The sequence below is a fragment of the Brachybacterium sp. Z12 genome, from assembly GCF_014400405.1.
GTDB lineage: Bacteria > Actinomycetota > Actinomycetes > Actinomycetales > Dermabacteraceae > Brachybacterium.
The window spans coordinates 1208497-1235406 of record NZ_CP060496.1; the positions used below are offsets into that span (position 1 = coordinate 1208497).

Here is a 26910-nt window from a genome sequence, read left to right on the forward strand (position 1 = left end):
TACCCTGGCCGGATGACCGCCCCGACCGATCACCCTGCCGCGCCCACGGCAGGGGACATCCCCCTGTCCACGCTGATGGACGCCGCGGTGTCGGCGATCGGCGGTTCGCCCCGCCAAGGCCAGCAGACCATGGCGGAAGCCGTCGACCTCGCCATGTCCGGAGGCCGCCACCTGCTGGTGCAGGCCGGCACCGGCACCGGCAAGTCCCTCGCATACCTGGTGCCCGCTCTGCGTCACGCGCTGGTCAGCGGGCGCCCGGTGGTGGTGTCCACCGCAACCATCGCCCTGCAGACCCAGATCGTCCGCAAGGACCTGCCGCGGCTGGTCGAGGCGCTCGCACCCCATCTGCCGCGCACCCCCACTTTCGCGCTGCTCAAGGGACGGGCGAACTACCTGTGCAAGCACAAGGTCGCCGGCGGCTACCCCGTGGACATCGACTCCGGGGCGCTGTTCGCAGAGGCCTCCGCGGATCCCTCCGGACGCGGCAGCGAGCGGCTCGGCACCCAGGTGCGGCGCCTGCGCGAATGGGCCGAGGAGACCGACAGCGGTGACCGGGACTCCCTGGAGGATGCCGTCTCGGACCGCGCCTGGCGCCAGGTCTCGGTCACCGGCACCCAGTGCATCGGCAGCAGCTGCCCGATGGTGGAGGACTGCTTCGCCGAGCGCAGCCGGGAGCTCGCGCGCGAGGTCGACATCGTGGTCACCAACCATGCGCTGCTCGCGATCGACGCCTTCGACAACCACGGCATCATCCCCGATCACGATGTGGTCGTCTTCGACGAGGCGCACGATCTCTCCACCCGGGTGACGAGCGCGGTGACCGATGTGCTGAACCCCGGCATGCTCCGCGGCACCGTCCGCGACCTGCGCGGCCTCGGCGTGGCCGCGACCGCTCTCGATGACGCTTCCGAGGAGCTGCGCGAATCCCTCGATCTCGCTCCGGACGGCCGGGTGATCGGGGAGCTGCCCGAGCGGCTCGCCGACGCGGTCACCCAGCTTCGCGTCGAGGCGCGCACCGCCCACTCCGACGCGAAAGATGCGGGGGATGACACCTCTGCCGGCGCCCGCAAGACGGTCCGTGCGAACCTCCAGGAGATCATCGACGTCTGCGAGCGCCTGGCCGCCCCCGGTGACGATGACGTGGTCTCGGTCTCGCATTCCCAGGCCACCGGCCGCTCGAGCATCCAGGTGGCGCCGCTCAGCGTCGCCGGGGCGATGCGAGGGGCCATCCTCGAGGAGCGCACCGCGGTGCTCACCTCCGCGACCCTCGCCCTCGGGGGCCGCTTCGAACCGGCGGCCGGGGAAGTGGGCCTGGCCCGCCGCGATCGGGTGGGAGAGGACGAGCTGCCGCCCCTGCAGAACGCGAGCGCCTGGGCGGGCCTCGATGTGGGCAGCCCCTTCGAGTACCGGCGCCAGGGCATCCTCTACACCGCGCAGCATCTCCCGCAGCCCGGGCGGGACGGGCCCTCGCTGCCCATGCTCGACCATCTCACCGAGCTCGTGGAAGCGTCCGGGGAGGAGCGCTGTGCCTGTTCTCCTCACGGCGCGGTGCCGAGATCGCGGCGGAGCATGTGCGGGCCCGGCTCGACCTGACGATCGCGGTGCAGGGCGAGGACTCGATGGCGAACCTGGTGAGGACCTTCCGCGAGGAGGAGGACGCCAGCCTCTTCGGCACGCTCACCCTGTGGCAGGGCGTCGACGTCCCGGGCCGCTCGCTGCGACTGGTCACCATCGATCGCATCCCGTTCCCGCGGCCGGATGATCCCCTCACCGCGGCGCGCCAGGAGCGCATCGGACAGCGCGGGGGCAACGGCTTCATGTCGATCTCTGCGCAGCATGCGGCGCTGCTGCTGGCGCAGGGCGCCGGGCGCCTGATCCGTTCGACGGCAGATCGCGGGATGGTCGCGATGCTGGATCCGCGGCTGTCGACGGCGCGCTACGGGGGTTCCTGCGGGAGTCCATGCCCCCGCTGTGGACGACCTCGGATCCCGAGGTTGCGCTGGGAGCGCTGCGCCGCCTCGCCGAGGACTGATCTGCCGGTCCGAGGACTGGACGATGAGCTGGTGCTGGCGCGCCGCCGAGCGTTCTGCGAGCGCCTGATGGGCTGCTGAGCGCGGTCAGACGGAGCGCAGCACCGCCACGACCTTCCCGAGGATCTCGGCGTGATCGCCGAGGATCGGTGCGAAGGCCGGGTTGTGGGGCATCAGCCAGACATGGTCGTCACGCTGGACGAAAGTCTTCACGGTGGCTTCGCCGTCGATCATCGCAGCGACGATCTCGCCCTTCTCCGCGGTGCTCTGCGATCGCACCACCACCCAGTCGCCGTCGCAGATGGCGGCGTCGATCATCGAATCGCCGACCACCTGGAGCAGGAAGAGGTCTCCGTCGCCCACCAGGCGCTGGGGGAGCGTGAAGACGTCCTCGATCTGCTCCTCGGCGGTGATCGGGACGCCGGCGGCGATCCGGCCCACCAGCGGCACCGTCACGGAGTTCGGGCTGAGCTCCGGCTCGGGGGCGGCGCTGGGGGTGTCATCGACACCGGGCATCACGACCTCCATCGCCCGCGGGCGTTTGGGATCGCGTCGCAGGAATCCCTTGCGCTCGAGCGCCTGGAGCTGATGGGCGACCGATGAGGAGGAGGTCAGCCCCACCGCATCGCCGATCTCGCGCATGGTCGGCGGGTAGCCGTGCGTGGCGATCGCAGCGTTGATCGTCTCCAGGATCAGCCGCTGCCGACGCGTCAGCGCCTCGGTGAGCTCATCGGTGGGAGCGTCGCCGCGAGCCCGGATCGGCTTGGGGGTGCTCGGCGTCATCGTGAGGCCTCCTGGCGTCGATTGTCGGACCCTCGCGGTTCCGTTGTCCTATGGCCCAGCGTAGGACGGCACGAGGCAGAAGCCAAACATATGTTCGATCTTCCTCTTGCGTGTCGTCGGATCGTCGGGCTACAGTCGCACATACATTCGATCGAACAGGAGTTCGGATATGCGTATCGGTACCGCCACGGTCCTTCCCTTCCCCCAGCAGCGTGAGCAGCGGGGCGAGGGTGCAGCTCGAGCGCGCGTTCGACTCGAGCCGACCCGTCGAGGGCGACTGCTCCTCGCCGCCCTCGCCTTCTTCCTCGGCCTGCTCGTCGCCGCCGCCGTGCTGCTGACGCTGGACCTCCCGTCCGCGCTCGCCGTCTCGGACTCCGAGGGCCCCGTCACGGTCACCGTCGAAGCCGGGGACACGCTGTGGGGCTACGCGGAGGAGCTCGCCCCGGAAGGCGTGAGCGAACAGGAGTTCGTCGCCGAGGTGCGCAGCCTCAACTACCTGCCCACCGGGCGGGTGACGGCCGGCCAGGTGATCGAACTGCCCGTCCTGGAGGATCCGGCCCGCTGAACGGGCCGGGTGCCGGTACCCTGTGCGGATGCACTGTCCGTTCTGTCGACACTCCGATTCGCGCGTCGTGGACTCGCGCACGTCCGATGACGGTGCGACGATCCGTCGGCGCCGCCAGTGCCCCAACTGCTCGAGACGCTTCTCCACCTCGGAGACCGCCTCGCTGTCGGTTCTGAAGAGGTCCGGGGTCAGCGAGCCGTTCAGCCGCGCAAAGGTGATCTCCGGCGTTCGCAAGGCCTGTCAGGGGCGCCCGGTCAGCGACGACGAGCTGGCGATGCTCGCGCAGCGGGTCGAGGAGAACATCCGCTCGAGCGGACTCGCGGAGATCGATGCTCATCAGGTGGGCCTGTCGATCCTGCAGCCGCTGCAGGAGCTCGACGTCGTGGCATATCTGCGCTTCGCCAGCGTGTACCAGGACTTCAACTCGCTCGTGGACTTCGAAGCCGCGATCGCCCGACTGCGCAGCGAGGGCCTCGAGGGTGCCCAGGCAGGGGACACGAGCCCCGCCTGAGCGACCGGCCCGAGCGGGGCGCGGAGCTTCCCGGGCGCGTCATTTCTGCAGATTTTGTGGATCTGGTGCGAGGGCATCGGATCCTGTGCATAAGATGTCCCTCGTGCACTCACGCAGTGCACACCAGATCGGCGGTCGTGGAGGGAAGCCACGGCCGCCGATCCTCATTCCCGGGGCACGGGAGCCGCCTGTCTCAGTCCGCGATGCCGGCAGGGAGATCTCGGGCGTGGACCACGCCGAGGTGCTGCGTCGAGCGGCTCATCGCCACATAGAGATCGCCGGCCCCGTGCGCATCGATCAGCTCCGCGGGCTCCACGATCACGACCGCGTCGAACTCGAGGCCCTTCGCGTCCTGCGCCGTCATCACGGCGATCTCGTCGTCCACACCGGCCGATCCCACGCCCACCGCGGGCAGACCGCCATGTGCGCGCAGCGCCGCTGCGATAGCGCCGACGCGCTCAGCGGCGACGATGACGGCCAGGCGCCCCAGTCGCTCCTCGTGCACGGCCGCCACTGCCTCGGCGGTGCGCTGGGTGAGCTCGGAGGGTTCGGCGTGCTCGATCATCGGATCCCGCTCGCCCTCGCGCACGGAGCTGACCGGGGTCACGGGCAGGCTGTGCGCCTGCGCCATCGAGACGGCCCGGTCCATGATGCGGCTCGGGGTGCGGTAGTTGACCGTGAGGTGCTCGACCTGCAAGCGGTCCTGGATGTATGGCGAGAGCGCTGCGGCCCATGAATCCGTGCCGCCTGCGGAAGAGGTCTGGGCGACATCTCCGACCACGGTGAACGACTTGGTGGGCGCGCGCCGCATGAGCGCACGCCAGCTCATGGGGAGTGCTCCTGGGCCTCGTCGACCACGACATGGCCGTAGGTCCAGCTGCGCTCGGAAGAGGCGCGCTCGGCGAGCGTGCGTCCGTCGCGGATGTGGCCGACCTGGTCGGCCAGGTCCTCGGCCCGGATGATCCCCGAGGTGTCGACGTTCTCGATGACCTCGCGGGCGTACTCGACGTCGGCCCGGCGCCGCTCCGCGTCGTCGCGGGCCTTCGCCTCGGCCGGCGCCGCGTCCTCACCGAGCAGCTCCGCGACCTCGTCGAGCAGCGGCACGTCCTCGACCGTCCAGGGGGAGTCCTTGGGGCGTGCGAGCAGCTCGACCCGGTCCGCGAGTGAGCGGGGCGCGGCCTCCCGCAGACGATCCGGGCGCGAGAAGAGGATCTTCAGGAATCCCTGCGGGGTGTAGGGGAGCCAGGCCAGATTCAGCTGGCGCTTGACCTCCGGATCGTTGCGAAGATCGGCGAGCAGGTCCGGTCGATCCTCGGGGATCACGGTGTGGCCCTGAGCGCGCAACGACTTCTCGTACTTCTCCACCAGCCGGTCCATCGCGGACCGCACGAAGACCGCGCGAGCGGCGTTGTGGGGCTTGTGGCTGGCGCGCGCCTCGCGCCGGGCGGCACTGATCATCTCGCGTGAGAGCGTGACGGGCGTGCCATCGATGCGCAGCCTGATGTCCTGGCGCGGGATGATCTGGCGCTGCTTGACGGCGCGCGAGATCAGCGTGGCCATGGCGGAGTCGCCCTTGACGCGGGCGACCTCGTCCTCGTCGTGGATGAAGGTCTCGACGCCGGGGAACAGCTCGCCCGGGGTGAGCATCACGACTCCCGATTCCCCGAGGCCCGGCAGCACGCGCTCGATGTAGCGCAGGAACCCGGTGGTCGGCGCCATGATGAGCACGCCGGTGTGCTCGAGTCGGCGGCGATGCGTGTAGAGCAGGTACGCCGCGCGATGCAGCGCGACAGCGGTCTTTCCGGTGCCGGGGCCGCCCTGGACCACCATCACCCCGCGGTTCTCGGAACGGATGATGCGGTCCTGCTCGCCCTGGATGGTCGCGACGATGTCGCCCATCCGGCCGGTGCGCTTCCCGGAGACCGCGGCCAGCAGCGCGCCCTCGCCCTGCAGCAGGACATCGTGGCCGGGATCCTCGAGCACAGCCTGGTCCAGCACGTCGTCCTCGAGCCCGATGACCGTGCGTCCGCGGTTGATCAGGTGCCGCCGCAGCCGCACCTCGAGCCGCTCCGCGCTGGTGGCGCGGTAGAACGCGGCGGCGGCCGGGGCTCGCCAGTCCACCAGCAGCTGCTCTCGCTTGGGCGTGAAGAGCCCGATGCGGCCGATGTAGTGGCGTGCGCCGTCATCCATGTCCAGGCGTCCGAACACCACGCTGCGCGCCACGGAGCGCAGCAGCGCCAGACGGTCCTCGTACAGTGCCATGAACGAGTCCCGCTCGGACCGGTTCTGGTGGGTCGAGGCGTGTTGCGAGGCCTGGATCTGGTCGAGGTTCCGCTCGACCTGGATGATCAGCTCATCGAGCCTCGTATAGAGCCGGTCCGCGTACGTCTGCTCGCGCGCGATCTCCCGGGCGATCTGTCCCTCAGCGTCCTCCACGGCCCTGCCTCTCACCGAGTTCGTCCTCACGCTGCGCCGATTCCGGGCGGACCCCGGGGCGGCGAAGCACGGTGGTCCATTATGGTGGACGGGCCTGGGTGCGCGTGCCATCAGGTCACCGATATCCAGACGGCCGCGAGGGAGGAGACCGCGATGCGCGACCCCCGTGATCTCTACCGGTTCGAATCCGTCGAGGTGCTCGAGGCTGTTCCGCGAACAGGTCTCACCCTCGTCCACGCACTGCCCGGGATGGTCGATGCCGGCAACGCCTGCCGGATCGCGGCGACCTATCTCCGCGACGAGCTGCGTCATCTGCGACTGGTCTCCTTCGACACCGATGAGCTGATCGACTATCGCGGCGCCCGTCCGCAGGCGACCTTCGACGGAACCTCGTATGTGGACGTGGAGCTCCCCGAGCTGACGCTGTCGCTGATGTACGACGAGCGTGACCGTCCCTTCCTCTTCCTCGATGGGCCGGAACCGGATCTGCAGTGGCGCCGGCTGACGGAGGCGGTGATCGACCTCGTCGAGTACTTCGACGTCGAGCGAGTGGTGGGCATGCAGGCGGTGCCCATGGCGGTGCCTCACACCCGTCCCATCGGCCTCTTCGCCCATGCGAACGATCCCGCCCTGCTGGGCAGGCCGAACACCCGCCCCACCCCCGCCCCGGGCACCGCCCCGCAGCTCGGGGAGGAGGGCGCCGCCGAGCTGATCATCCCGGCCTCCTTCAGCGCGCTCCTCGAACACCGTCTCGGGCGGGCCGATCATCCAGCGATGGGCTATGCAGCCCAGATCCCGCACTACCTCACCCGCACGGACTTCCCGGCCGGTGCTCTGGCTCTGCTGCGCCGCGTCAGCGAAGCGGCGGATCTCGACCTGCCGCTCGTCCATCTCGGCGACCTCACCGATGCCGCGACCGTCGCCCTCCAGGGCACCCTCGCCCAGAACGGGGAGGTGCGCCAGATCGTCAGCGCGCTCGAGGAGCAGTACGACGCGATGAGCGAGGCGGATCAGTCGCCGCTCGCGACCACGATGGACCTCCCGACGGCTGACGAGATCGGCGAGCACTTCGAACGCTTCCTCGCCGATCACGACGGCGAGTCACCGGACGATCCCTTCCCGCGCTGAGCGGGGGCGGGCGCGTGCGGTGGGCAATGGGCCGCCAGCGCGGCCACGCGGCCTGCAACCTCCGAGTTCGTTACGTCTTCGTGACCGAGCCAGGGCCCAGTGCGTGTGAACCCGGCCACGATCGTGACAGAATGGTCGCGTTGCGGTGATGCAGGTCCAGCAGGACAGTCCTACGACGGTGCCTCGGCACAGCAGTACGGAACGCACAATGCGCCACCCGCCTCGGCGGGGGACGGCTTCACGCGGCACCGCGATCGCGTCGTGCGATCGATGAAGGACGACACAGAAGGTGACAGGTATGGCACAGGGCTCGGTCAAGTGGTTCAACGCCGAAAAGGGCTTCGGATTCATCGAGATCGACGGAGGCGGCGCAGACGTCTTCGTACATCACAGCAAGATCGACATGGATGGCTACCGCGCCCTCGATGAGGGCCAGCGCGTGGAGTTCGAAGTTACTCAGGGAGACAAGGGCCCGCAGGCTGAGCAGGTCCGCCCGGTCTGATCGACGGCACCCCCGCGAATCTCACGGACCGGGCAGGAGCATCGCGCTCCTGCCCGGTCCGTCGTCGTCGGAGGGGTCAGCGGCCCAGCACGCGCCCGGCGCGGGCGAGAGCCTCGACCTGCGCGGGGCGGGCCAGGCGCACTGACACCGCATCGGAACGCAGATCACGGTCGATCATCTCGGGCGGCGGCCGGCGAGAGGCGAGCAGGACGCAGTTCCCACGGCGCTTGCCCGACAGGTGAGCGGGCTCGGCGATGACGCCGACGTGGGGGAAGACCGCGGACAGGGTCGCGACCTCGTCCGCCATCAGGCCAGCGCCGGGCGGGGCCGCGCAGTTGGCCAGGTAGAGGCCGCCGTCCCGCAGCACCCTGTCGGCGTGCTCGGCGGCTGCGACGGTGGTGAGCTCCTGCGGTGTCACCGCGCCGGCGAAGACATCTCGCACCAGCACGTCGAAGCGGCTCTCGCGCCAGGAGCCGAGCGCACTGAGGGCATCTTCGGTCCGCACTCTCAGCTGAGGGGAGCGGGGAAGATCGAACCAGGTGCGCACCTGCTGGGCGAGCAGCTCATCGATCTCCACCACGATCTGCCGTGAGCGCGGATACCGGGCGGAGATCGCCCGGGGCAGCGAGCAGCCCCCTCCGCCGAGGTGCGCGAGCTGGACCGCCGTCGCGCCGTCGCCGTCCTCGTCGCCGGCCTCGAGGTGCCGGTCGATCACCAGCAGCATCCACCGCATGTACTCGAACACCAGGTGCTCGGGGTCCGGATGGAGGTGCGAGGAGGGCACTCCGTTGACATCGAGCAGCACGGAGCCGTCGTTCTCGAGGGTCAACCGGGCGGTGCCGGTGGAGATGGGGATCGGGGTGTCGAGCGGACCGAGCTGCGCGAAGGCAGGTCGTCGCTCGCGGTCGCGGCGGGCCATCGCCCCACTCTAGGAGATCCGCTTGCCGTTCCTCCCCAGGTCTCTTCGGTCCACAGCGGGGCAGGTGGGGCGTCGCCCGTCACACCCTCCCCTAGCGTGCTCGATACGAGGACAGCACAAGAAGCGTCCGCCGCGCCGCAGGAGGAGGAGCCCGATGACACCGATGACATCCCGCCGTGGAGCCGCGACGCTCGGCGTCGATGCGCGCTCTCTTCGACTGCGCCTTGCCCGGCTCGACCAGGATCAGGCGGACCTCGAGCGGGCCCGTGATCTCTGGCAGCAGGGGAGCGAGCTGCGCCTGGTCGATCCTCGCGAGGCCTTCGAGCTCGTGCACCGCGCCGCCCTGCGCGGTGCCGGTGTGCTGGTGGCCCGCGCGAACCGTGAACGTCGCCGTGCGCTGCCGCTGAACGTCTGGACGGCGCTGGAGCGCCTGGGAGGCGAGGACGCCGAACGCGCGGGGATGCTCGCGCCGCTCGTGGCGGAACGGATGCGGCTGGACCGTGACGGATCCGCCCTCCCGGAGCCGGCGCTGCTGGAGCAGCACCTCGAGGAGACCGCGGCGCACCTCACGCAGATCTCCCAGCGCCTGCTCGAGGATCTTCCCGCGCATGTCACACACCCCGCAGCGACCGGGTGAAGGCGACCGTGGGGCGCGGCGGCGCCCGGGTACAGTGCGTTCACGAGGGAGGTGCCGATGGGCGTGCATGTCGAGGGGGAGCCTCGCGAGGAGATCCCCGGGATCCTGCACCTGGACATGGACGCCTTCTTCGCCTCCGTCGAGGTGCGTGACGACCCGCGCCTGCAGGGGCTCCCCGTCGTGGTCGGCGGCGCCGGGGCAAGGGGCGTGGTGGCGGCGGCCAGCTACCCCGCCCGCACCCGCGGCATCCGCTCCGCGATGCCGATGGCCACGGCTCGCAGACTGGCTCCCGATCTGGTGATCGTCCCGCCCAGGATCGACCAGTACCGCAGGGTCTCTTCCCAGGTGATGGACCTGCTGGGCACCGTCGTCGCGGACTTCGAGCAGATCAGCGTCGACGAGGCCTTCCTCGATGTGCGCGGGGCCCGGCGCCTGTTCGGTGAGCCGGGGAGATCGCGGATCTGCTCCGCCGGCGGATCCGGGAGGAGCTCGGGCTGCCCAGCTCGGTCGGTGGCTCGGTCTCCCGCGCTGTCGCGAAGATCGCCTCCGCGCAGGCGAAGCCCGACGGGATGCTCATCGTCCCAGCCGCACGCACGGCCGAGTTCCTCGCCCCGCTGCCGGTCGCCGCGATCTCAGGGGTGGGCCCGAAGGCGCAGGCCGCACTCGAACGGATCGGGGTGCGCACGATCGGCCAGCTCCGGGACATTCCGCCGACCACGCTCACCCGCGCGCTGGGCCCACGGGCGCCCGAGGTCGCCGCCCTCGCCGCCGGCACCGACCGCACGGGTCTCGGGCAGCGCACCAGGACCGCTCGCTGGGCACCGAGCGCACCTGGGACGAGGACCTCACTGACGGTGACGAGGTGCGTCGGCGCATCACCGTGATGGCCGATGACGTCGCCCGCCAGCTGCGGCGAGGAGGGTTCGCGGCCCGGACGGTGGTGCTCAAGCTCCGCGCCCCGGACGGCACCACGATCACCCGCTCGTCGACCTTCGACCTGCCGACGGCCAGCGGCGAGAGGCTCCGCGAGCAGGTGGTCACCCTCTGGGAGCGAGAGCGGGACACCATGCGTCGGATCCGTCTGGCCGGCGTGCGGGCGACGCATCTGGAAACGGCCACCGGCCTCCCTCGGCAGTCGGAGCTGACCGCCCGGTCGGCCGGATGGCACGACCTCGAAGCCGCGATGGACCAGGCGGTGGAGAAGTTCGGTGCCCGCAGCCTCGGGCGCGGCTCGACCCTCGGATCATCGCCCGACGGGGCCCAGCGCACCACGCGGGAGCCCGATGGGGAGGGTGTCGGAGGGGTCGATCCGCGCCGTTCGTGAGCGCCTGTCACGGGGCGGTTCTGTGATGCGATGCCCGGAGTGTTCCCATTACCCAGGAACACGCTCTAAACTGGGTTAATCGCCGACGAGGGCCAAGAGTTCTCGCGCGGTGGACGGGGCGCCGACCGGCGCGAGAGGACGGGGACAAGGAGCGGGACCATGCCGCTGTCTGAACACGAGCAGAAGATGCTCGACGAGATGGAGCGTCAGCTCTTCGCTGACGATCCACGTCTCGCGCGAGCTTTCGCACCGAAGGCGCCGCCGCGCCGCAACGGCAATGGCCGTCGGATCCTCATCGGGCTGGGAGCCGTGGTCGTCGGCCTCGGAGTGCTGGTCCTCGCGGTCAGCCTCCCTGCCGTATGGCTCGGCGTGATCGCCTTCATCGGCATGCTGGCCGGCGCGGTCTACGCGGTCACCGCGCCCAGCGGCCCCGCTGACGGAGAGGACTCCCCGGGTGGCGGGGGCGGCGGTTCCGGCCCGGCCTCCTCCGGCGGGGACGGCAACTTCATGCGCAAGATGGAAGAGCGCTGGGAGAAGCGCGCGGGCGACGACCCCCGCCTCTGACCTCCTTCCGCCTCAGCGCGCGGTGCCACTGCGCACACGTACACCGATGCCCCGGCTCTGATGAGCCGGGGCATCGTCGTGTTCGGGGGCGGTGCGCCGCGCGGAGGTGACGCGGTGACCGCTCGGTCGCACCGGGGCGAGGGCTGCGCGGATGCGCCCTCGACGTGCCTTCCCACCGCATGACCCACTTCATTCCCCACATCGCTCCACCGCAGCCCTCCCCGGCCCTCCACCGTGACCCACTGTCGCTCTCTCCACGCCCCTCGACGCTCTGGCCTGCGCGTTCGCTCTGTGCGGCGAGGGAGGCTCTCGCTGCTCCCACTCCGCAGAAGACGCTTCCGACGCTCCGGGCGGAAAATTCCCCCCACCCCGCCCCACCTTCCTGACCTGCAGGTTCTCGAGGTGTCTTCAAGAGATCTCGCGCATATGGGGCATCTGGTGGGGACTAGTGGGGTAAAGTGGAGCGCGTAGGGAGGAGATGGGTTCCAGAACGTGAGGTTCGGTGAGTGAAGGAGGGCGTGGATGTTCCTCGGCACCTTCACGCCCAAGCTCGACGACAAGGGACGCCTGATCTTTCCTGCGAAGTTCCGTGACGAGCTCGCCTCGGGACTGGTCATGACTCGTGGACAGGAGCACTGCATCGCCGTGTACCCGCTCATGGAGTTCCGCCAGAAGCTCGAGGAGGCCCGTCGGGCGCCCACCACCGACAAGCGCACCCGCGATTACCTGCGAGTGCTGCTCTCCGGCGCGGAGGACGTCATTCCGGACAAGCAGGGCCGCATCACCATCCCGGGCCATCTGCGCAACTACGCAGACCTGGATCGGGAGTGCGCCGTCATCGGCGCATTGGATCGGCTCGAGATCTGGTCGCTCCCGGCATGGGAGACCTACCTCGAGCAGAAGGAGGAAGGCTTCGCCGAAACCTCCGAGGAGGTGATCCCCGGCCTGTTCTGAGCCCGACACGGAACGCTTCCGTCCTGTGAGACCTCTCGTCGTTCCCGCCCCGATGCAACTTCCCCGGCGGCGGGTCGGGAACGACGAGGAATCTGGCAGGACGGCACCGCGGAGAAGCCGCGGAGTCGGGCGGGGTCGAAAGACCCGGACCGCCGCACACATCACCACAGCAAGAACCCAGGGGAGGGGTGACATGGACCAGACGCACAGCGACCGGCCGGCAGAACAGCGGCACGTCCCTGTCCTCCTCGACACCTCCGTCGAGCTGCTCGCACCCGCGCTGCAGGAGCCGGGCGCGATCCACGTCGACGCGACGCTCGGCATGGGAGGCCACGCCACCGCCGTCCTCCAGGCGGCGCCGCACGCGCACCTCGTCGGCATCGACCGCGATCCCCAGGCGCTCGAGCTCGCCCGTGAGCGGCTCGATCGCGCCGGCGTGGGCGAGCGGGCCACCCTGGTGCACGCCACCTACGACGAGATCCCCGAGGTGCTCGAGGAGCTCGGGCTGCCCGGAGCGCACGGCGTGATGATGGACCTGGGGCTGTCCAGCTTCCAGATCGACACCGCTGACCGTGGCTTCTCGTACGCGGTCGATGCGCCGTTGGACATGCGCATGGACACCTCCTCCGACGGCCCCACCGCCGCGGATCTCCTGCGAGACCTCTCCGAGGCGGAGATCGCCCGTCTCCTGCGGGACCTCGGGGACGAGCGATTCGCCAAGCGGATCGCCCGCAGGATCGTCGAGCAGCGTGAGACCGCACCTCTGACCCGCAGCGGCGAGCTGGTCGAACTGCTCGAGCGCGCGCGATCCCGGCCGCGTCCAAGGCGAGCGGCGGGCACCCCGCCAAGCGCACCTTCCAGGCTCTGCGGATCGCCGTCAACGAGGAGCTCGAGATCCTCGCCTCCGCCATCGAGTCCGCGCTCGACTGCCTCCACGTCGGCGGCCGGATCGTGGTGGAGTCCTACCACTCCGGCGAGGACCGACTGGTCAAGACGGCGTTCACCCGCCGCACCCGCTCGACCGCTCCGCCCGGCCTGCCGGTCGAGCTGGAGGAGCACCGGCCGTCCTTCACCCCGCTCGTGCGCGGCGCCCTCCAGGCCGACGACACCGAGCGAGGCACCAACTCCCGGGCGGCCTCGGTCCGCCTGCGAGCCCTGACCCGTACCCGAGACGCTGAGAGAGCACACTGAGATGGCAAGCACCACCGCCGTTCATGCGCCCGCGATCCGCCCTGTCCGCGGGGCCAGTCACTCCGCCGCACGCCCGCGGCTCACCGTCGTCGCCGCGCCGAAGGCCGCCGGCAGCTCGATGCCGTTCACGATGCTGTGCACGCTCATCGTCGCCGCGACCCTCTCCGCGCTGCTCTACCTGAACATCCAGATGTCCGACGCGAGTTACGAGATCACCCGGCTGCAGGGCCAGTCCCAGCGGCTCACCGAGGAGGGCCAGGCGCTCGCCGAGGCCAACGAACGCCTCGGCACACCCCAGGAGCTCGAACGCCAGGCGCGCGAGATCGGGATGGTCCCGGTCACGGATCCGGCATATATCGACCTCGACACGGGCCAGATCATCGGAGAGACGTCCCCGACGGCGCAGACTGAGAGTAATCCGGAGCTCGCGGAGGTGCCCGCCGATGTCGCGGTGCCCCCGGCTCAGATCTATGACCAGCCCACCGCCTACCACGGCATGGGCAACGAAGGGGACTGAGGATGACCTCACCGCGAAGGAACGGCAGGAAGACGACCACCCGCTCCGCGGGCGGTTCTCCTTCTCCCCGAACCGGCGGTGCGTGCGTGCAAGGATCCCGCAGTCCCGGCTGGGGGAGCCCTCCCATCGGCACCGGCTGCTCATCTGCCTGATCATGATCGGCGTCCTCGCCCTGTCCGGCCGCCTGGTGTGGGTGCAGGGTCTCGACGCCAGCGCCCGCGCTGAGGAGGCGGTCGCCCAGCGCACCGTCACCCGCACCATCCCCGCTCTGCGCGGAGAGATCACCGACCGCAACGGGACGGCACTGGCCAGCTCCGTGCAGCGATACGACCTCTGGGTCAATCAGCAGCAGGTCGACGGCTATCTCGCGAACTCGAAGACTGCTGAGGTCACAGGCATCGAGGCCGCCGCCGCTGACCTCGCCCCGGTGCTCGGCTGGTCCGTCTCGAAGACCGAGGAGGCGCTCACCGGTGACGCGGGCTTCTCCTACCTGCGCAAGAACGTCGAGCCCGAGGTGCGGGACGCCGCGATGGCGCTGAAGATCCCGGGCATCGGCTCGGACCCGGTGGCCGAGCGCATCTACCCGGCCGGCTCCGTGGGCGGCAACATCCTCGGCTTCGTCGGCGACGATGGCACCGCCCTGGCCGGCACCGAGCTCTCCTTCGACGAGGAGCTGCGCGGCACGGACGGCAAGACCACCTACGAGCGCGGTGCGCAGGGACAGATCATCCCCACCGGGAAGCAGGAGACCACCGCTGCAGTGGACGGCAGCGACGTCGTGCTCACCATCGACCGCGACCTCCAGTGGAAGTCGCAGCAGATCGTCGCGGGAGCCGTCGAACAGCTGGGCGCCGCCGGCGGCAGCGCCGTGGTCTACAACGCGAAGACCGGCGAGGTCCTCTCGCTCGCGGAGTACCCCAGCTATGACCCCAACGATCCGGGCGCCGCAGAGGAGCAGGACCGCGGCAATCGCTCGATCTCCAGCGTGTTCGAGCCGGGCTCGACGGGCAAGCTTTTCACTCTGGCGGCGGCGCTCGAGGAGGGCACCGTCACCCCCGAGACGGAGTATGAGATCCCGTACGAGATGTGGTTCGACGGCCACCGGGTCAAGGATTCGCGCTACCACCCCGATCAGCAGCTGACCCTCGCCGGAGTGCTGAAGAACAGCTCGAACGTGGGCACGGTGCAGATCTCCGAGACCCTCGCCCCGGAGGTCCGCCACGACTACCTCAAGGCCTTCGGCCTCGGCGAGCGGACGGGTGTGGAGCTGCCCGGTGAATCCTCGGGCCTGGTCCATCCGGCGGCGGACTGGACCGGTCGCACCCGCTACACCACCTCCTTCGGTCAGGGGTACAGCGTGAACGCCCTGCAGATGGTCTCCGCGGTGGGGACCTTCGCCAACGACGGGGTGCGGGTCCAGCCCTCTCTGATCGCCGGCACCCGCCAGGCCGACGGTTCCGTGCGCTCCCTCGGTGAGCCCGAGAGCACACGCGTGGTCTCCAGCGGGACCGCCGAGACCATGCTGCAGCTGATGGACAACTCGGTCGAGGACGGCAACTCCTCGGCGAGCGTCACCGGCTATGCGGTCGCCGGCAAGTCCGGCACCGCTCAGGTCGGGGACGGCACCTACACGGCCTCCTTCATCGGCTTCGCCCCCGCGGACGATCCGGAGATCGTGGTCGGCGTGTTCCTCTTCGGCCTGAACACCTTCATCTCCGGCAGCAGGTCGGCCGGCCCCGCCTTCTCCGAGCTGACGACCTTCGCCCTGCAGAACCAGGGCATCGCCCCGACCGGAGAGCCCGGTCGGGAACTCGAGAACGAGTGGTGAGCCCCCAGATGACCCAGCTCCTCGAGCCTGTGCCCGAACCTGCCCGTCCGCGTCACCCCCAGGGCGCGACGGCGGCGGATCTCGCCCGTGCTCTCGGAGCACCGGTGCCCGACTCCGAGCTCACGCTGCACGGCGTCACCCTCGACTCCCGTGCGGTGGAGCCCGGGGATCTCTGGTGCGCGCTGCCGGGAGCCAACGCCCACGGCGCACAGTTCGCCGCCCAGGCCGCACGTCAGGGCGCCGCGATGGCGCTCACCGATCCCGCCGGCCGTGCCCGCTGCGAGGCCGAGGGCCTGGCGGTGCTCGAGGTGGACGATCCACGCACGGCCACGGCGACCGCTGCGGCCCTGGTCCACGGCCTCCCTGCCACGAAGCTGGCCATGCTGGGCGTGACCGGCACGAACGGCAAGACCTCGATCACCACCGTCATCACCCGCACCCTGCACGCCCTCGGCGTCGCCGCCGGCTCCGTCGGCACCAGCGGCACCGGATACCGGGACGGCCAGGGCGCGGAGCACGCGATCGGGACCGTCCGCACCACTCCCGAGGCGCCCGAGCTGCACGGGCTGCTCGCCCGGATGGTCGAGGACGAGGTGGCGGTGGTCTCGATGGAGGTCTCCAGCCACGCCCTCGTGCTGCATCGGGCGGACGAGGTCGTCTTCGACGTCGTCTGCTTCACCAACCTCACTCAGGACCACCTCGACTTCCACGGCACGATGGAGGCCTACTACGAGGCCAAGCGGACCCTCTTCACCCGGCCCATGCCCGACGCGGGATCGTCTGCGTCGATGACGAGTGGGGGCGCCGCCTGGCCCGTGAGGCCGAGATCCCGGTGATCACCTACGCGACCCGCCCGGGCGTGGACGCGGACCACCGTGCCCGCGACATCCGGCCCGCCGACTACGGCTCCGTCTTCACCGTCGACGGGCCCGAGGGGCCCCGCACCCTGTACGCGGCCCTGCCGGGCAGGCATTACGTCGCCAACACACTCGCCGCCGAACTGCTGCTGGGGGCCCTCGGACACTCCGGTCCGGACGTGGCCCGCGCCCTCGGCGAGGCCGGCACCGTCCCCGGACGGATGGAGCCCGTGGCACATGCGCCCCGCCGCGGCGTGGTCGACTACTCGCACACCCCGGACGCGCTCGAACAGGCCCTCGACACTCTGCGAGCGATCCCGGGAACCGGGCGCCTGCTGGTGGTGATGGGGGCCGGGGAGACCGCGACCGCACCAAGCGGCCACATATGGGAGAGGTCGCCGCGCGTCTCGCGGACGTGGTCATCGTCACGGACGACAACCCCCGGACCGAGGACCCCGCCTCGATCCGCGAACAGGTGCTCGCAGGCATCCCGGAAGACACGAAAGCCCAGGTCCATGACGTGGGAGGCCGGGGAGAGGCGATCGCGCTGGCGGCTTCCTTGGCCGACGTGTCCGACACCATCCTCGTTGCGGGCAAGGGAGCCGAGACCGGACAGCAGATCGGCGGTATCGTCCAGCCGTTCGATGACCGCCTCCGGTTGCGGGATGCACTCCGAGGTGCGCCGACGGCGCGAACGGGCACCGACGCCGACCACACGGACGAAGGACGCTGAAGCATGCTCCAGATCACGGCACGGGAGATCGCCGCTCTCACGGACGGCGCACTCGTGGGAGGCGCGACCGGCGACGAGCTCGTCACCGGGACCGCGCAGATCGACTCCCGCGAGGTCGGCCCCGGTGATCTCTTCGCCGCCTTCCTCGGAGAGAGCGTCGACGGCCATGACTTCCTCGCCGCCGCGCAGACCTCCGGTGCGGCGATCACTCTGGTCACCGAGGACCGCGGGGTCCCCGCGGTGCAGGTCGACGACGTGCAGCGAGCGCTGTCCGTCCTCGCCCGCGAGCAGCTGGGCAGGGCCCGCCGGGAGAACGCCGAGCTGGTGGTCCTCGCGATCACCGGAAGCGCGGGCAAGACCGGCACCAAGGACCTGCTGGGCACGATCCTCGGCGCGCACGGCCCCACCGTCGCACCCGCCGGGAGCTTCAACAACGAGCTGGGCCTGCCGCTGACCGTGCTGCGCATCAGCGCCGAGACCCGCTACCTGGTGCTCGAGATGGGTGCGCGCGGCATCGGCCACATCGCTGCGCTGACCACGATCGCCCGCCCCGACATCTCCGTCGTGCTCAACGTCGGCTCCGCCCACATCGGCGAGTTCGGCAGCATCGACGCGATCGCCCAGGCCAAGGGCGAACTGGTCGAGGCGCTCGCTCCGGAGGGGCGCGCCATCCTCCACGCCGAGGACCGGCTCGTCGCCGCCATGGCACAGCGCTCACCCGCCCCGGTCACCTCCTGGGGCTTCACCGACGGCGACGTCCGCGGTGCGGATCTCACCCTCGACGAGCGGGCACGCGTCCGCTTCGACCTGGTCGTCCCCGAGGGCCTGACCACGCTGCGCGGTGAGCCGGTCGCCCCCGGACGCTTCGGGGTCCACCCCTCCCTGCTCGGCGAGCATCAGGCGGCGAACGTGCTCGCGGCGCTGACGGCCGCCCTCGCCGCCGGGGTCGATCCGGCAGGCGCCGCGGCGGCCCTCGAGGGCGCGACCCTCGCCTCTGCGCAGCGCATGCAGGCGCTCGAGGCCGGCGGGGTCCTCGTCATCGACGACGCCTACAACGCCAACCCGGACTCGATGCGGCAGGCGCTCAAGACCCTCGCCCATCTCGGCCGCACGCACCGCACCATCGCCGTGATCGGCGAGATGCTGGAGCTGGGGCCGGACAGCGTGCGCCTGCACGACGAGATCGGCCGCCTCGCGGTGCGCCTGAACATCGGTCAGCTGTACTCGGTCGGAGACGGTGCGGCGCCGATCCACCACGGGGCGTGCCTCGAGGGCAGCTTCGGTGGGGAGTCCGAATACCTCGACACCGTCGAGGAGGCGCTCGCTGTGCTAGAACGTACGGTGCAGCCCGGGGACGCCGTGCTGCTGAAGTCCTCCCGCGACGCGGGCCTGCGACGCATCGCAGGACCCTTGGTCGAGCACCTGGCACGGCGCGGCGGACTCGACGGGACGACGCAGAACGGAGACGACCAGTGATCGCGATCATCATCTCCGGCGCCGTTGCGCTCCTCTTGTCGATCCTGGGCACGCCGCTGTTCATCAAGGTCCTCCAGCGACGCGGCTACGGCCAGTTCGTGCGCGACGACGGCCCGACCACGCACGCCACCAAGCGTGGCACCCCGACCATGGGCGGCGTCGCGATCATCCTGTCGGTCCTGGTCGCGTACTTCTTCACCCACCTGGTGCTGTGGACCAGCCCCAGCGTCTCCGTGCTGCTGGTGCTGTTCCTCATGGTGGGTCTCGGGGTGGTGGGCTTCCTCGACGACTACCTGAAGATCTCCCAGCAGGACAGCACGGGCCTGCGCCCCCGCTACAAGCTGCTGGGGCAGTTCGTGGTCGCCACCGCCTTCGCCGTGCTCGCGCTGCTGTTCCCGGACGAGAACGGCAAGACCCCGGCCTCGACCCATATCTCCTTCGTGCGTGACGTCCCCTGGCTGGACCTCGCCTTCATGGGCACCATCGTCGGCTTCATCCTCTTCGCCATCTGGGCGAACTTCCTGGTCGCGGCGTGGTCCAACGGCGTGAACCTCACCGACGGGCTCGACGGCCTCGCCAGCGGCGCGACCATCATCTTCACCGCCGCGTACCTCATCATCAGCTTCTGGCAGTGGCGCCAGGTGTGCAACATCGACCTCGACGCCGGGGAGTGGTGCACTGCTACGACGCCGCGATCCCCTGGACACGGCAGTGCTGTGCGCCGCGGTCATCGGCGCCCTGGTCGGGTTCCTGTGGTGGAACACCTCACCCGCGAAGATCTTCATGGGCGACACCGGGTCGCTCGCCCTGGGCGGCGCCATCGCCGGCATGACGATCGTCTCCCGCACCGAGATCGTCGGCGCCATCATCGGCGGCCTGTTCGTGATCATCTCGCTGTCCGTGATCATCCAGGTCACCAGCTTCAAGGCCACGGGGAAGCGCGTCTTCCGGATGGCCCCGCTCCAGCATCACTTCGAGCTCAAGGGGTGGAACGAGGTCACCATCGTGGTGCGCTTCTGGATCGTGGCCGGGATCCTGGCCGGCATCGGACTGGGAATCTTCTACCTCGACGCCCTGCCGAGGCTCACCTCATGACGACCGAGCAGCCTGTGCTCCCCGTCCAGGAGCGGGCGTGGCCGGGCCTGGACGTCAGCGGTCTGCGGATCCTGGTCACCGGCTTCGGCATCTCCGGCTTCGCCATCGCGGACCAGACCATGCAGCGCGGCGCCCGGGTGCTCGTGGTCGATGGGACGGACACTCCCGAGATCAGGGAGCGCGCCCAGATCCTCGAGGTGCTCGGGGTGGAGTTCCGCCTCGGCACCGAGCACACCCGCAACCTGCCCGAGGACCGCGAGATCGACCTGGTCGTCACCTCCCCGGGATGGCGCCCGGATCAGCCGCTGCTGCTCGCCGCCGCAGCCGCCGGGATCCCCGTCTGGAGCGAGATCGAACTGGCCCGCCGGATGCAGCCGGCGGACGGCCCGGCCTGGCTCGGCATCACCGGGACGAACGGCAAGACCACCACCGTCACCATGCTCGAATCGATCCTCCAGCACGCCGGCCTCCGCGCCGTCGCCTGCGGGAACGTCGGCCTGCCGGTGATCGAAGCGGCGCTGGACCCCGAGGGCTTCGAGGTGCTCGCCCTCGAGCTGTCCAGCTTCCAACTGCATTGGACCGAGCACCTGGACTGCGACGCCGCCGTGGTGCTCAACGTGAGCGCCGACCACCTCGACTGGCACGGAGGCGCTGAGCCCTATGTCGCGGCGAAGGCTCGCATCTACCAGGGCGTGCGCACCGCCTGTGTCTACAGCGTCGCCGACGAGACCACCCGCCGCCTGGTCGAGGAGGCGGACGTGGTCGAGGGCGCCCGCGCCGTCGGCCTCACGCTGGGGCCTCCCGGACTCTCCGAGCTCGGGGTGATCGACGGAGTCCTGGTGGACAGGGCGTTCCATCCCGAGAGGCGCAACGCCGCCGCGGAGCTCGCCACCCTCGAGGACCTCGCGCATCTGGGGCCGCAGGGTGCCGGCCCGCACCTGGTGCTCGACGCGTTGGCCGCCGCGGCGCTCGCCCGCGCCCATGGGGTCGAGGCCCATGCGGTGCGGGACGGGCTGCGCGCCTACCGGATGGGCGGCCATCGTGCCCAGCACCTGGCGACCGTCGACGGCATCGACTTCGTCGACGACACCAAGGCGACCAATCCCGCCGCCGCTGCGGCCTCCCTCCGCTCGGCCGAGCGGGTGGTCTGGATCGCCGGCGGGGACACCAAGGGCGCCGACCTGGATCCACTGATCGCCGCAGCACGGGACCGGCTTGCCGGGGTGGTGCTGCTGGGGACGGACGCCGAGCCGTTCACGGGCGCACTATCACGACACGCGCCCGACGTCCCCGTCCGGCGCATCGATCCGGGCGACACTGGCGACGTCGCCGGACGCTCCCGGCTGATGGAAGACGCGGTGCAGGCGGCCCGCGCCCTCGCCAGGTCGGGGGATGTGGTGCTGCTGGCTCCCGCGGCCGCGTCCATCGACCAGTTCCGTGACTACGCGGAGCGGGGGATCTGTTCGCCGAGGCTGTGACCCGACTGCCAGGAGAGCGCTCATGACGCTGGAGGACACCCGACGGGAGCCCCGCAAGGACTCCCGCCGCTCCACCGGCGTCGTGCGCCCCGACGAGGACCAGCCGCTCGGCAACATCGGCGGCCGTGTGCGTGATGGTCTCGGCAACTGGCTGAGGTCCCCGGCGCTCGACTTCTACGGACTCATCATCGTCGGCGCCCTGCTCGTCAGCGTCGGCCTGGTGATGGTGCTGTCCTCCAGCTCGGTGGGCAACATCTCCCGCGGCGCCTCCGGCTTCGACGGCTTCATCCGGCAGGGCACCTTCGCGGTGATGGGGGTGGTGGCGCTGGTGACCGCCGCACTGCTGCCGCCCGGCTTCTACCGGCGCGCCGCCTGGGTCCTGTTCGCCGTGGGTCTGGCCCTGCAGTGCCTGGTGCACGTGCCCGGCCTCGGCGTCGAGGTGTACGGCAACCGCAACTGGATCCAGATCGGCTCCCAGCGCCTGCAGCCCTCGGAGTTCCTCAAGCTCGCGCTCGCGGTATGGCTGGGCGCCCTGCTCGCGACGAAGCGGCCCCTGCTGACCAAGCCCTTCCACCTGTTCATCCCTCTGGCCCCGGGCGCCGGCGTGGCCCTCGGACTGGTGATGTGGGGCAAGGACCTCGGGACCGTGCTCGTGATGGGCATGCTCGTCGCCGGTGCGGTGTGGGTCGCGGGGTCCCGCGCCGGTGGTTCATCGCCGCCGGCGGGCTCGGCCTCGTCGGCGTCCTGGTGCTGACCATCACCAGCGGCAACCGCATGGCCCGCATCAACAACTGGATCCACGGCACCTGCCCGGGCGACTCCTGCCTCCAGTCGGAGCAGGGCCTGATGGGCCTCGCGGAGGGCGGCTGGTGGGGCGTCGGCCTCGGTCAGTCCCGCCAGAAGTGGGGCCGCCTGCCCGCCGCCGAGGACGACTACATCTTCGCGATCATCGGTGAGGAGCTCGGCCTGATCGGCACCCTCGGGGTGCTGCTGCTGTTCACCGCCCTCGCCCTGATCATGCTCCGCATGATCACGCGCCTCGACGACCACTTCATGCAGATCACCGTTGCCGGCATCAGCGCCTGGCTGCTCGGCCAGGCCTTCGTGAACATGATGGTCGTCACCGGGCTGCTGCCCGTCATCGGCGTCCCGCTGCCCTTCATCTCCTCCGGTGGCTCCGCACTGCTGGCCTCGATGACGGCTCTTGGGCTGCTGATCTCCTTCGCACGCCGTGAACCAGGTGCCGCCGAGGCGATCGGAGCCCGGCTGAGCTCGGTGCGCCGCTCGATCGGGGTGCTGCCCGCTCCGCGCGAGAGCGGTGCCGCCAAGGACACCGCAGCGGCCCGCGCCTCGTCCGCCCCGAAGAAGAAGGGCACGAAGCGTGCGAAGAGCGGGAAGCCGAGCACGTCGAAGCTCTCGCCGAAGCCCTCCGAGCGGGCGGTGAAGCGCTCGGGCGCCCGTTCCTCGTCCACCCGCTCCCGTCGCTCGGGCCGCGGCTCCGCACCCTCCTCCAGAAGGTCCTGATGCCCACCACGACCGCACCCCGCATCCTGCTCGCCGGTGGCGGCAGCGCCGGGCACGTGTCCCCGCTGCTGGCCACCGCCGCACAGATCACCCGCCGCAGCCCCGAGGCCGAGGTGCTCGTGCTCGGGACCCAGGAGGGCCTCGAGGCCGATCTGGTCCCGGCGGCCGGCTATGAGCTGGTCACGATCGAGAAGGTGCCGTTCCCGCGCCGCCCGAACGGTGCCGCCCTCCGCTTCCCGGGCCGGTTCGGCGGCTCCCTCCGCCAGGTCCGCAACCTGCTGAAGGAGCGGCAGATCGACGTGGTCGCGGGATTCGGCGGCTACGTGTGCCCGCCCGCATATCTCGCGGCCGCCTCGCTGCGCCGCCCGCTGGTGGTCCACGAGGCGAACCGCAGACCGGGCCTGGCGAACCGGCTCGGCGCCCGTCGCGCTGCCGCTGTGCTCACCGCCTTCGACGGCTCGAGCCTGCCCCGCGCCCGCCGCATCGGCATGCCGATGCGCGAAGAGATCGCCCACCTGGACCGCGCCGCCCACCGGGACGAGGCCCTGCGCGGGTTCGGTCTGGACCTCGCCCGCCCGGTGCTGCTGGCCACCGGTGGCTCCCTCGGTGCTCTGCGGCTGAACACGGCCGTGGCGGAGGCCGCCGAGTCCTTCCTCGAGGCCGGAGTGCAGATCCTGCACGTCACCGGCCGCGGCAAGTCGGAGGGCCTCCCGGAGCGAGATGGCTACCGGGTCGTGGAGTACGTCAGCGCCATGGAGGACGCCTACGCCGCCGCGGATCTCGCCCTGACCCGCTCCGGTGCGGGGACCGTCTGCGAGCTCACCGCCGTCGGCCTCCCGGCGGTGCTGGTCCCGCTGCCGATCGGCAACGGGGAGCAGGCGTTGAACGGCCAGGAGGTGGTCGCGGCGGGCGGTGCGCTGATGGTCGCCGACGCCGACCTCGATGCCGCGCATCTGCGCTCCCAGGTGCTCCCGCTGCTGCGCGACCGATCGAGGCTGACCGCGATGGCCGACGCCGCGCGTGCCTTCGGCATCACCGACGCGGCCGAGGTGATGGCCGACGTGGTGACCGGCGTCGCACGCCGAGCCTGACCCGGGCGTCCCGCCGAGCGGACTACGGTGACCTCATGACTTCCCCGAGAACGGTCCGGTCGCGCAGGCGACGCCGCGCACGATCCTGCGCCCCGGGGACGTCATCACCCAGCCCGACTGGCCGATGGACCGGAGCGTCCGCTTGGTGCACGTGGTCCGCATCGGCGGCGCCGGGATGAGCGCTGTCGCCCGGCTCGCGCTCGAGGCCGGGCTCGCCGTCTCCGGGTCCGACTCCCAGGACGGCCAGTTCATCGCGCCGCTGCGCGAGGCCGGGGCTCGCATCGGCATCGGGTTCGACGCCGCTTCGCTGGCCGAGGACCTCGACCTGGTGATCGTCTCCACCGCGGTGCGGGCTGACAACCCCGAGGTCATCGCAGCGCGCCGCCGGGGATCCCGGTGATCCATCGCGCTGCGGCGCTGGCCGGCCTGCTCGCCGGGCGCGCACTGCTGGCCGTCGCCGGCACCCATGGCAAGACCACCACCACCGGTATGGCCGTGACCGCGCTGCGCGGCGCAGGCCACGACCCCGCCTGGGCGCTCGGCGCGGCCGTTCCCGATCTCGGCCGCAACGCCGGTCTCGGCGCGGACCCGGCGGCCGCGGGGATCGCCGAGGAGCTCGCTGTGGTCGAGGCCGACGAGTCCGACGGCTCCTTCCTCGCGTTCGCGCCGCGCGCCCTCGTGGTGACGAACCTCGAGCCCGACCACCTCGACTTCCACGGCGACGCTGCGACCCTCACCGCCGCCTTCGATGCCCTCACCACGCAGATCACGCCGGACGGCACGCTGGTGGTGTGCGCCGATGACCCGGGCGCCCGAGCACTCGGGGAGCGCGCCGCGGCCGCAGGTCGGACCGTCGTGCTCTACGGGGCCGATGACGACGCCCAGTGGCGGCTGCGCGCGGAGCGCAGCGGTCCCCGCGGCGCCGAGATCGAGGTGGACACCCCGCAGGGACCGCTCGCCGTCGCCCTGTCCGTGACCGGCCATCACAACGTGCTGAACGCCCTGGGCGCTCTGGCCGCTGCCGCAGCTGCCTCGCCCTCCTCCGCCCCCGAGCAGCTCGCACGGGGACTGGCCGGGTTCACCGGTGCCTCACGGCGCTTCGACGTCGCCGGCACCGTCGGGGAGTGACGGTGGTGGATGACTACGCCCACCACCCCCGCGAGGTCGCCGCGACGATCGCCGCAGCCCGCGGCATCGTGCAGACACAGGCGCAGCAGGGCCGAGTGCTCGTCGTCCTCCAGCCCCACCTGTTCTCCCGCACCCGCGACTTCGCCGGCGACTTCGCCGCCGCCCTCGACGTCGCGGACCGGGCCTGGGTGCTCCCCGTCTACGCCGCGCGCGAGGACCCCGACCCCACGGTCGATGCCCGCACCATCACCTCTCTCGCGACCGACACGGTCACTCCCTGGTTGACGGCGAGCAGCTCGGCGAGCTCATCACCGCCCATGCTCGTCCCGGCGACCTGCTGCTCATGCTCGGCGCCGGCGACATCGTCGAGATGACCCCCGCGCTGATGGCGGCGCTGGATCAGCACGGAGCCCGCGGCTGATGGCACGCCGTCCCAACGCGCCGAAGCCGCGGCAGAGCACGCGACGACCGGCCCTCTCCCCGGCGCCCCGCCGGGCGCCGTCCGCTCCTGCGACCCAGGAGCCCGATGCGCGCCGGGCACGGTCGAGCAGCAGCTCCCCGCGCCGTCCCGGCTCGCCGGGGTCGGCCGGCACCGCGCGAACCGCTCCCTCTGCGCCCTCGGCACGCTCCGCGCTCTCCCCGCCCTCACCTGCCGCGCCGCCGGCCGGACGTTCGCGGGCCGTGGGCCGGCCCCAGCCCTCCGCGGAGCTCGCCCCCGCCGCGACGAAGCCGCAGGTGTCGCAGGGCGAGGGACGGGTGGTGCAGGCCGCTGAACGCTTCCGTGAGCTGGTGGCGGGTCGCCCCTGGCGCCGTCGCCGACGCGCGATCATGGCCGGTGCGGCAGTGACGGTGCTCGTGCTCGCGGCAGTGTGTGTCACCGCGATCTTCCTGCCCGCGCTCCAGGTGCAGCAGATCGACGTCGAGGGCACCGGATACGTCGAGCAGGAGGAGGTGCGCGCGGCGGCTTCCGCGCACGCCTCGGGAAGCGTGCTGCTCCTGCCCACGGGAGAGATCGCCGCGGATGTCGCCGAGGTGCCGGGCATCGACTCTGTCGAGGTCGAACGATCATGGCCGGACGGCGTGCGCATCAGCGTCACCGAGACCGCACCGATCGCCCTGCTCACGAAGACCGATGGCGCCACCGCGGTGATCGGTGCCGAAGGGCAGGAGCTCCCGGCTGCCGCAGGGGAGGGGGCTTCGCTGGTGCCGCTGGCGGTCGCGGGAGGCTCCGCGGATCCGGAGGGTGCCGCCGAGGCGATGGCCGATGTCCTCGCAGCGATGCCCGAACCGCTGCGTGGAGCGGTCCAGGAGGTCACGGCCTCCAGCGCGAGCGACGTGACGGTGGTGCTCGCCCTCGAGGACGGCGGCACCAAGCAGGTCGTCTGGGGCGATGCGCGCGATGCGGAGCTCAAAGCCGAAGTGGTGCAGGCGCTGGTGGGCCAGCCCGGGACCGTCATCGACGTCTCCTCCCCAGTCGCCCCGGTCACCCGCTGAGAGCTGATCGGGCCCGAACGGTGATCTCGCCCGCGCTCGAGGGCCGACACGCGCACGCGGTGTTTGCGTGCAGGTGCCTGCGTCCATAGCGTCAAGGGAAAGGAGAAGCGCCCCGAAGTCCGAACCTCAACTCGAGGTCGAGGGT

General features: G+C 71.0%; 21 protein-coding genes and 7 pseudogenes. 25 read left to right on the forward strand and 3 right to left on the reverse strand.

The genetic code is table 11. The annotated features are described in order from the left end of the window. Positions 1-12: 12 nt before the first annotated feature. Positions 13-2032: pseudogene (locus tag H3H54_RS06460) on the forward strand (ATP-dependent DNA helicase). A gap of 85 nt (positions 2033-2117) precedes the next feature. Here H3H54_RS06460 and lexA read toward each other — a convergent pair. Continuing rightward, on the reverse strand, positions 2118-2813 hold the full coding sequence (lexA, locus tag H3H54_RS06465) for a transcriptional repressor LexA (protein WP_262425975.1): 696 nt from the start codon (positions 2811-2813) through the stop codon (positions 2118-2120). 169 nt (positions 2814-2982) lie between these two features. Here lexA and H3H54_RS06470 point away from each other — a divergent pair, with 169 nt between their 5' ends. Both H3H54_RS06470 and nrdR read left to right on the forward strand, forming a co-directional pair. After that, positions 2983-3378, forward strand: a complete 396-nt coding sequence (locus H3H54_RS06470; protein WP_262425976.1) for a peptidoglycan-binding protein LysM — start codon at positions 2983-2985, stop codon at positions 3376-3378. A 28-nt stretch (positions 3379-3406) separates the two neighbouring features. After that, the gene (gene nrdR, locus H3H54_RS06475) at positions 3407-3889 is read left to right on the forward strand and encodes a transcriptional regulator NrdR (protein WP_262425977.1); all 483 of its coding nucleotides are present in this window, start codon (positions 3407-3409) and stop codon (positions 3887-3889) included. A gap of 193 nt (positions 3890-4082) precedes the next feature. Here nrdR and H3H54_RS06480 read toward each other — a convergent pair. After that, a pseudogene (locus H3H54_RS06480) lies at positions 4083-6325 on the reverse strand (HelD family protein). 153 nt (positions 6326-6478) lie between these two features. Between H3H54_RS06480 and H3H54_RS06485 the strand changes: the two are divergent. After that, positions 6479-7453 (forward strand): proteasome assembly chaperone family protein, encoded by a 975-nt coding sequence (locus H3H54_RS06485; RefSeq protein WP_262425978.1) that lies wholly within the window; start codon positions 6479-6481, stop codon positions 7451-7453. A 298-nt stretch (positions 7454-7751) separates the two neighbouring features. Beyond that, the gene (locus H3H54_RS06490; RefSeq protein WP_193104230.1) at positions 7752-7955 is read left to right on the forward strand and encodes a cold-shock protein; all 204 of its coding nucleotides are present in this window, start codon (positions 7752-7754) and stop codon (positions 7953-7955) included. A gap of 76 nt (positions 7956-8031) precedes the next feature. Here H3H54_RS06490 and H3H54_RS06495 read toward each other — a convergent pair whose 3' ends face one another. Beyond that, positions 8032-8874, reverse strand: a complete 843-nt coding sequence (locus H3H54_RS06495) for a spermidine synthase (RefSeq protein WP_262425979.1) — start codon at positions 8872-8874, stop codon at positions 8032-8034. A 154-nt stretch (positions 8875-9028) separates the two neighbouring features. On the opposite strand from H3H54_RS06495, the gene H3H54_RS06500 reads away from it, so the two are divergent. The 20 genes and pseudogenes from H3H54_RS06500 to H3H54_RS06600 all read left to right on the forward strand — a co-directional run bounded on the left by H3H54_RS06500 (position 9029) and on the right by H3H54_RS06600 (position 26765). Further along, a complete protein-coding gene (locus H3H54_RS06500) occupies positions 9029-9511 on the forward strand; it encodes an SAV_6107 family HEPN domain-containing protein (RefSeq protein ID WP_262425980.1) in 483 nt (160 codons plus the stop codon). A gap of 57 nt (positions 9512-9568) precedes the next feature. Further along, on the forward strand, positions 9569-10363 hold the full coding sequence (locus H3H54_RS06505; protein ID WP_262425981.1) for a hypothetical protein: 795 nt from the start codon (positions 9569-9571) through the stop codon (positions 10361-10363). A 10-nt stretch (positions 10364-10373) separates the two neighbouring features. Further along, positions 10374-10835, forward strand: a complete 462-nt coding sequence (locus H3H54_RS06510; protein ID WP_262425982.1) for a hypothetical protein — start codon at positions 10374-10376, stop codon at positions 10833-10835. Positions 10836-10994: 159 nt separating this feature from the next. After that, entirely contained in the window at positions 10995-11399 is a 405-nt protein-coding gene (locus tag H3H54_RS06515; protein WP_262425983.1) for a DUF3040 domain-containing protein, read from the forward strand. Between the two features lie 522 nt (positions 11400-11921). Then, positions 11922-12353, forward strand: a complete 432-nt coding sequence (mraZ, locus tag H3H54_RS06520) for a division/cell wall cluster transcriptional repressor MraZ (RefSeq protein WP_262425984.1) — start codon at positions 11922-11924, stop codon at positions 12351-12353. Positions 12354-12546: 193 nt separating this feature from the next. After that, a pseudogene (gene rsmH / locus H3H54_RS06525) lies at positions 12547-13544 on the forward strand (16S rRNA (cytosine(1402)-N(4))-methyltransferase RsmH). 1 nt (position 13545) lies between these two features. After that, on the forward strand, positions 13546-14061 hold the full coding sequence (locus H3H54_RS06530) for a hypothetical protein (RefSeq protein ID WP_262425985.1): 516 nt from the start codon (positions 13546-13548) through the stop codon (positions 14059-14061). Positions 14062-14143: 82 nt separating this feature from the next. After that, positions 14144-15889 (forward strand): penicillin-binding protein 2, encoded by a 1746-nt coding sequence (locus tag H3H54_RS06535; protein WP_262425986.1) that lies wholly within the window; start codon positions 14144-14146, stop codon positions 15887-15889. Positions 15890-15897: 8 nt separating this feature from the next. Further along, a complete protein-coding gene (locus tag H3H54_RS06540) occupies positions 15898-16725 on the forward strand; it encodes a Mur ligase family protein (protein ID WP_262425987.1) in 828 nt (275 codons plus the stop codon). A 242-nt stretch (positions 16726-16967) separates the two neighbouring features. Then, positions 16968-17479 (forward strand): annotated as a pseudogene (locus tag H3H54_RS06545) (glutamate ligase domain-containing protein). A gap of 3 nt (positions 17480-17482) precedes the next feature. Next, the gene (gene murF / locus H3H54_RS06550) at positions 17483-18955 is read left to right on the forward strand and encodes a UDP-N-acetylmuramoyl-tripeptide--D-alanyl-D-alanine ligase (RefSeq protein ID WP_262425988.1); all 1473 of its coding nucleotides are present in this window, start codon (positions 17483-17485) and stop codon (positions 18953-18955) included. Positions 18956-19053: 98 nt separating this feature from the next. Beyond that, a pseudogene (locus tag H3H54_RS06555) lies at positions 19054-19524 on the forward strand (phospho-N-acetylmuramoyl-pentapeptide-transferase); the annotation flags it as partial. A gap of 142 nt (positions 19525-19666) precedes the next feature. Continuing rightward, complete coding sequence (locus H3H54_RS06560; RefSeq protein ID WP_262426416.1) at positions 19667-20050, forward strand: hypothetical protein; 384 nt, start codon at positions 19667-19669, stop codon at positions 20048-20050. After that, positions 20047-21554 (forward strand): annotated as a pseudogene (murD, locus tag H3H54_RS06565) (UDP-N-acetylmuramoyl-L-alanine--D-glutamate ligase). The gene H3H54_RS06560 and the pseudogene murD overlap by 4 nt, the downstream one beginning before the upstream one ends. A gap of 197 nt (positions 21555-21751) precedes the next feature. Beyond that, positions 21752-23052, forward strand: a pseudogene (locus tag H3H54_RS19520) (FtsW/RodA/SpoVE family cell cycle protein). Beyond that, positions 23052-24143 (forward strand): undecaprenyldiphospho-muramoylpentapeptide beta-N-acetylglucosaminyltransferase, encoded by a 1092-nt coding sequence (gene murG / locus H3H54_RS06580; RefSeq protein ID WP_262425991.1) that lies wholly within the window; start codon positions 23052-23054, stop codon positions 24141-24143. The pseudogene H3H54_RS19520 and the gene murG overlap by 1 nt, the downstream one beginning before the upstream one ends. A gap of 124 nt (positions 24144-24267) precedes the next feature. Then, positions 24268-24543 (forward strand): Mur ligase domain-containing protein, encoded by a 276-nt coding sequence (locus tag H3H54_RS06585; RefSeq protein WP_262425992.1) that lies wholly within the window; start codon positions 24268-24270, stop codon positions 24541-24543. Continuing rightward, positions 24540-25271 carry a Mur ligase family protein gene (locus H3H54_RS06590; protein ID WP_262425993.1) on the forward strand — a complete coding sequence of 244 codons (732 nt, stop codon included), beginning with the start codon at positions 24540-24542 and terminating at the stop codon, positions 25269-25271. Before H3H54_RS06585 ends, H3H54_RS06590 begins: the two co-directional genes overlap by 4 nt. Then, positions 25268-25645 (forward strand): glutamate ligase domain-containing protein, encoded by a 378-nt coding sequence (locus tag H3H54_RS06595; RefSeq protein WP_262425994.1) that lies wholly within the window; start codon positions 25268-25270, stop codon positions 25643-25645. Before H3H54_RS06590 ends, H3H54_RS06595 begins: the two co-directional genes overlap by 4 nt. Positions 25646-25952: 307 nt before the next feature. Further along, complete coding sequence (locus H3H54_RS06600; RefSeq protein ID WP_262425995.1) at positions 25953-26765, forward strand: cell division protein FtsQ/DivIB; 813 nt, start codon at positions 25953-25955, stop codon at positions 26763-26765. The last annotated feature ends 145 nt before the right edge of the window (positions 26766-26910 follow it).

Excerpts from the sequence above, each read along its gene's own strand:
- lexA (WP_262425975.1), bottom strand. The coding sequence starts at position 2,813 with ATGACGCCGAGCACCCCCAAGCCGATCCGGGCTCGCGGCGACGCTCCC.
- H3H54_RS06470 (WP_262425976.1), top strand. The coding sequence starts at position 2,983 with ATGCGTATCGGTACCGCCACGGTCCTTCCCTTCCCCCAGCAGCGTGAG.
- nrdR (WP_262425977.1), top strand. The coding sequence starts at position 3,407 with ATGCACTGTCCGTTCTGTCGACACTCCGATTCGCGCGTCGTGGACTCG.
- H3H54_RS06485 (WP_262425978.1), top strand. The coding sequence starts at position 6,479 with ATGCGCGACCCCCGTGATCTCTACCGGTTCGAATCCGTCGAGGTGCTC.
- H3H54_RS06490 (WP_193104230.1), top strand. The coding sequence starts at position 7,752 with ATGGCACAGGGCTCGGTCAAGTGGTTCAACGCCGAAAAGGGCTTCGGA.
- H3H54_RS06495 (WP_262425979.1), bottom strand. The coding sequence starts at position 8,874 with ATGGCCCGCCGCGACCGCGAGCGACGACCTGCCTTCGCGCAGCTCGGT.
- H3H54_RS06500 (WP_262425980.1), top strand. The coding sequence starts at position 9,029 with ATGACACCGATGACATCCCGCCGTGGAGCCGCGACGCTCGGCGTCGAT.
- H3H54_RS06505 (WP_262425981.1), top strand. The coding sequence starts at position 9,569 with ATGGGCGTGCATGTCGAGGGGGAGCCTCGCGAGGAGATCCCCGGGATC.
- H3H54_RS06515 (WP_262425983.1), top strand. The coding sequence starts at position 10,995 with ATGCCGCTGTCTGAACACGAGCAGAAGATGCTCGACGAGATGGAGCGT.
- mraZ (WP_262425984.1), top strand. The coding sequence starts at position 11,922 with ATGTTCCTCGGCACCTTCACGCCCAAGCTCGACGACAAGGGACGCCTG.
- H3H54_RS06530 (WP_262425985.1), top strand. The coding sequence starts at position 13,546 with ATGGCAAGCACCACCGCCGTTCATGCGCCCGCGATCCGCCCTGTCCGC.
- H3H54_RS06540 (WP_262425987.1), top strand. The coding sequence starts at position 15,898 with ATGACCCAGCTCCTCGAGCCTGTGCCCGAACCTGCCCGTCCGCGTCAC.
- murF (WP_262425988.1), top strand. The coding sequence starts at position 17,483 with ATGCTCCAGATCACGGCACGGGAGATCGCCGCTCTCACGGACGGCGCA.
- murG (WP_262425991.1), top strand. The coding sequence starts at position 23,052 with ATGCCCACCACGACCGCACCCCGCATCCTGCTCGCCGGTGGCGGCAGC.
- H3H54_RS06585 (WP_262425992.1), top strand. The coding sequence starts at position 24,268 with ATGGACCGGAGCGTCCGCTTGGTGCACGTGGTCCGCATCGGCGGCGCC.